This window comes from Streptomyces sp. A012304, from assembly GCF_026008495.1.
Lineage (GTDB): Bacteria > Actinomycetota > Actinomycetes > Streptomycetales > Streptomycetaceae > Streptomyces.
In genome coordinates, this window is record NZ_BQUN01000094.1 from 1 (window position 1) to 4,654 (window position 4,654).

4 protein-coding genes and 1 pseudogene are annotated in these 4,654 nt (G+C 70.2%); 1 reads left to right on the forward strand and 4 read right to left on the reverse strand.

Translation table 11 applies throughout. The features are described from left to right. Positions 1-816 precede the first annotated feature (816 nt). Positions 817-1,842, forward strand: coding sequence for a tryptophan--tRNA ligase (gene trpS, locus ALMP_RS19995; RefSeq protein ID WP_264930194.1), 1,026 nt, complete (start codon positions 817-819; stop codon positions 1,840-1,842). Here the strand turns inward: trpS and ALMP_RS20000 are convergent. From ALMP_RS20000 to ALMP_RS20015, 4 genes and pseudogenes are all read right to left on the reverse strand, one after another. Then, positions 1,782-2,157 (reverse strand): annotated as a pseudogene (locus tag ALMP_RS20000) (hypothetical protein); the annotation flags it as partial. The gene trpS and the pseudogene ALMP_RS20000 sit on opposite strands and share 61 nt — an antisense overlap. Positions 2,158-2,206: 49 nt before the next feature. Further along, entirely contained in the window at positions 2,207-3,019 is an 813-nt protein-coding gene (gene proC, locus ALMP_RS20005; protein WP_264930196.1) for a pyrroline-5-carboxylate reductase, read from the reverse strand. A gap of 96 nt (positions 3,020-3,115) precedes the next feature. Beyond that, on the reverse strand, positions 3,116-3,889 hold the full coding sequence (locus ALMP_RS20010) for an ABC transporter permease (RefSeq protein WP_264930198.1): 774 nt from the start codon (positions 3,887-3,889) through the stop codon (positions 3,116-3,118). Further along, positions 3,886-4,654: ABC transporter ATP-binding protein (locus ALMP_RS20015; protein ID WP_264930200.1), on the reverse strand; the 769-nt coding region annotated here is incomplete at its 5' end. The genes ALMP_RS20010 and ALMP_RS20015, both read right to left, overlap by 4 nt.

Here is a 4,654-nt window from a genome sequence, read left to right on the forward strand (position 1 = left end):
CACGAGAGCGGAACCAGGAGGAGGAATAGTCCTCCCGGCTCACAGCGTCCTCGCTGTGTTTTTTTCAAAGGAACCTCATCCTCGGCGTTCACTGCCGGGGACGGGGTATCAACTAATCTGGCGTTGATTTTTGGCACGCTGTTGAGTTCTCAAGGAACGGACGCTTCCTTTGTACTCACCCGAGAGACTCTCTCAGGCTTTCCTCCGGGCGCTTCCCTTCGGTCTTGCGTTTCCGACTCTATCAGATCTTTTCTCGACCCGATTTCCTCGGTGCTTTCCAGGTTCCCGCTCTCGCGGTTTCCTTTCCGGCGGTTCCGACTCTATCAGATCCTTTCGGCGTCTGATTCCCAGTCAGCGGGGGTGTCTTCCCGGCTGTTGGGCCGTTCCGACCTGTGAGACTTTAGCGGATTCCCGGACCCCGAGGCCAATCGGGGCTGCGTCCTTTCGAACGCGGATTCCTCATTTCGCGAATACGCATACCAATGACACGACGGCAGACGAATCGACTGCTCGCCGAGGAGTGGTTGGTACTTGCGGAATGGCTGTCCGGGGACCGACCGAGGTCGGCGCTCACGTCGGACAACTCGGAGAACACTACGTATCGGCCTGGGGTGTGTCAACCCATGTCCCAGGAGCACCCCTGGGGCGTACTCTGAGGCACATGACTACGCGTACGTGCACCCAGCAGTGGTGGGCCGCCTGACGGCGGCCGGACTCACGTATGCGCTCACGGCCGCCGCCTCGGCGGCCGTTTCTGTTTCTCCCTCCTGAGGGGCGGCCGGCCGGGTGCGGCGGCCTCGACCAGGAGGTGGAGAGATGAAGCGGGTCTTCAGCGGGATCAAGCCGACCGGGCATCTGACGCTGGGGAACTATCTGGGGGCCATGCGGCAGTGGGCCGGGGTCGATCAGCACCGGGCCGACGCGCTGTTCTGCGTCGTCGATCTGCACGCGTTGACCGTCGATCACGATCCGGGGCGGGTGCGGCGGCTCAGTCGGCAGACGGCGACGCTGCTGCTGGCGGCGGGGCTGGACCCGCGGCTGTGCACGCTGTTCGTGCAGAGCCATGTGGACGAGCACGCGCGGCTGTCGTATCTGCTGGAGTGCGTGGCCACCGATGGCGAGATGCGGCGGATGATCCAGTACAAGGAGAAGGCCGCTCGGGAGCGTGAGCGGGGTGGGAGCGTGCGGCTGTCGCTGCTGACGTATCCCGTGCTGATGGCGGCGGACATCCTGGCCTACGGGACCGACGAGGTGCCGGTGGGGGACGACCAGGCGCAGCACGTCGAGCTGACGCGGGATGTGGCGCTGCGGTTCAACCAGCGGTACGGGCAGACGTTCGTGGTGCCGAGAGCGACGCATCCGGCGGTGGCGGCGCGGGTGATGAACCTTCAGGAGCCGGCGTCGAAGATGGGCAAGAGCGATGACTCCGGGCCCGGGGTCGTCTATCTGCTGGACGAGCCGGACGTCGTGCGGAAGAAGGTCATGCGGGCGGTCACCGACAGTGGGCGGGAGGTCGTGTACGACCGGGAGGGGCGGCCCGGTGTGGCGAACCTGCTGGAGATCCTCGCCGCCTGTACGGATGGGGACCCCGAGGCCCTGGGCGGTGCGTACGCGTCGTACGGCGCTCTGAAGAAGGACACCGCGGAGGCCGTGGTGGAGGTGCTCAAGCCCGTGCAGGCCAGGCATCGGGAGCTGTGCGCCGATCCCGGACATGTGGAGGGGGTGTTGCGGGAGGGTGCGGAGAAAGCTCGGGCGATGGCCCGGCCGGTGGTGGACGCCGCCTACCGCGCGATCGGGCTGCTGCCCGCGGTCGCCGAGCCGGTGCTGAACGCGGCGCGGTAGGCGCGGGGGCCGGCGGCGAGGCGCGATGCGATGCGCCGGCGCATCGCGACCTCGCTGCCGAAGCCGGCGCGGCGGGCGATCTCGGGCATCGGGAGATCGATGTGTTCGAGGAGTCGGCGCGGTGACCATCGAGCGGGCGATGGTGGCTGCTTCGGCGCCGCCGCAGAGGGTGGTGAGGGTGGTGCCGCGGGCGGGGGCTCGGCGCTGGGCGTCGAGGACGGGTGGGGTGAGGTGGTCGTCGAGGCCGGGGACCGGGGTCAGGGCGGCGCGGGACGGCCAGGTCAGGGTGCGGTCCGGGAGGAGGGTGAGACCACCACCTAGGAGGTGGTGGCCCGCGGCGGGGTGACCTGCCGCGGCCCGGGGGTCAGTCCTTCTTGCCGGAGGCCAGTGCGCGGCTGCGATCGCGGGCTGCTTCGAGAGCGGCGATGAGGGCGGCCCGTACGCCGTGGTTCTCCAGTTCGCGGATGGCGCTGATGGTGGTGCCGGCCGGGGAGGTGACGTTCTCGCGGAGCTTCACCGGGTGCTCGCCGCTGTCGCGGAGCATCGTCGCGGCGCCGATCGCGGACTGGACGATCAGGTCGTGGGCCTTGTCGCGAGGCAGGCCGAGCAGGATGCCGGCGTCCGTCATGGCTTCGACCAGGTAGAAGAAGTACGCCGGGCCGGAGCCGGAGAGTGCGGTGCAGGCGTCCTGCTGGCTCTCGGGGACGCGGAGGGTCTTGCCTACGGCGCCGAAGATCTCCTCGGTGTGGGCGAGGTCGGCCTCGCTGGCGTGGCTGCCGGGGGAGATGACGGACATGGCCTCGTCGACGAGGGCGGGGGTGTTCGTCATGACGCGGACGACGGGGACGCCGGTGGTGAGGCGTTCCTCGATGAAGGCCGTGGTGATGCCGGCGGCGCCGCTGACGACCAGGCGGTCGGCGGGGACGTGCGGGGCGAGCTCTTCGAGGAGGGTGCCCATGTCCTGCGGCTTGACCGTGAGGATGAGGGTGTCGGCGGTCTTGGCGGCTTCCGCGTTGGTGACCGGGGTGACGCCGTAGCGGGTGCGGAGTTCCTCGGCGCGTTCCGGGCGGCGGGCGGTGACGAGGAGGTCGGCCGGGGGCCAGCCGCCTCGGAGCATTCCGCTGAGGAGGGCCTCGCCGATCTTGCCGGTGCCGAGGACTGCGACTTTCTGGGTCATGGCTGGGGTGTCCTCCGGGGGTGTGCGTCGTCCTCGCTCATCCTCGCACCGGGGGACCGGGGTGTGCGGTGGGTGTCCGGTGGGCGGGACGTCGGCTCATGTCGTCCTGCGACGCAGTGTCGCCGCCCCCAGGCCGAGGACGAGCAGGGCGCAGCCCGCCACGACGAGGACGTCGCGGACGAAGGCGGCGGTCATGTCGGTGTGGTGGAGGACCTCGTTCATGCCGTCGACGGCGTAGGACATGGGCAGGACGTCGGAGAGGGCTTCGAGGGCGGGGTGCATCGTGTCGCGGGGGGTGAACAGGCCGCAGAGAAGGAGCTGGGGGAAGATCACCGCCGGCATGAACTGGACCGCCTGGAATTCCGAGGCGGCGAAGGCCGAGACGAAGAGGCCGAGGGCCGTGCCGAGGAGGGCGTCGAGGAGGGCCACCAGGAGGAGGAGCCAGGGGCTGCCGGTGACGTCCAGGTCGAGGAACCAGACCGCGAGGCCGGTGGCCAGGGCGGACTGGACGATGGCGAGGGCGCCGAAGGCGAGGGCGTAGCCGGCGATCAGGTCGGCCTTGCCGAGGGGGAGGGCGAGGAGGCGTTCGAGGGTGCCGGAGGTGCGTTCGCGGAGGGTGGCGATGGAGGTCACCAGGAACATCGTGATCAGCGGAAAGATCCCGAGGAGGGAGGCGCCGATGCCGTCGAAGGTGCGGGGGTCGCCGTCGAAGACGTAGCGGAGCAGGAACAGCATCACGCACGGGACGAGGATCATCAGGGCGATCGTGCGCGGGTCGTGGCGGAGCTGGCGCAGGACGCGGGCGGCCGTGGCGGTGGTGCGGGAGAGGTTGAGGGGGCTGGTGGGGGCGAGGTTCGTCGGTGTGCTCATCGGGTCTGTTCCTTCGCGCGGGCGGCCCGCGCCGCCTCGTCGACCAGGTGGAGGAAGGCCGCCTCGACCGTGTCGGTGCCGGTGCGGGTGCGCAGGGCGTCGGGGGTGCCGTCGGCGAGGATCTCGCCGTCGCGCATCAGCAGCAGGCGGTGGCAGCGTTCGGCCTCGTCCATGACGTGCGAGGAGACGAGGAGTGTGGCTCCGCGGGTGGCCGCGATGTCGTGGAAGAGCTGCCAGAGGTCGCGGCGCAGGACGGGGTCCAGGCCGACGGTCGGTTCGTCGAGGACGAGGAGTTCGGGGGTGCCCAGCAGGGCCACCGCCAGGGAGACGCGGTTGCGTTGGCCGCCGGAGAGGTTGCCGGCGAGGGCGTCGGCGTGGCTGGTCAGGTCGACGTCGGCGATGGCCCGGGTGACGTGCTCATGGCGGCGGTCGGCGGCCGGGCGGCCGGGGTCGAGGATCGCGGCGAAGTAGTCGAGGTTCTGGCGGACCGTCAGGTCGGCGTAGACGGACGGAGCCTGGGTGACGTAGCCGACGCGGGTGCGCAGGGAGGGGTGGCCGGCGGGCCGGCCGAGGACGTCGAGGGCGCCGGTGACCTTGGCCTGGGTGCCGACGATGGCGCGCATCAGGGTCGACTTGCCGCATCCGGACGGGCCGAGGAGTCCGGTGATCTGGCCGGGCGGGACGGTGAAGTCGAGGGAGCGCAGGACGGTGCGGGGGCCTCGGACGACGGTGAGGGCGCGGGCGTGTACGGCTGGGGGGTGGGGG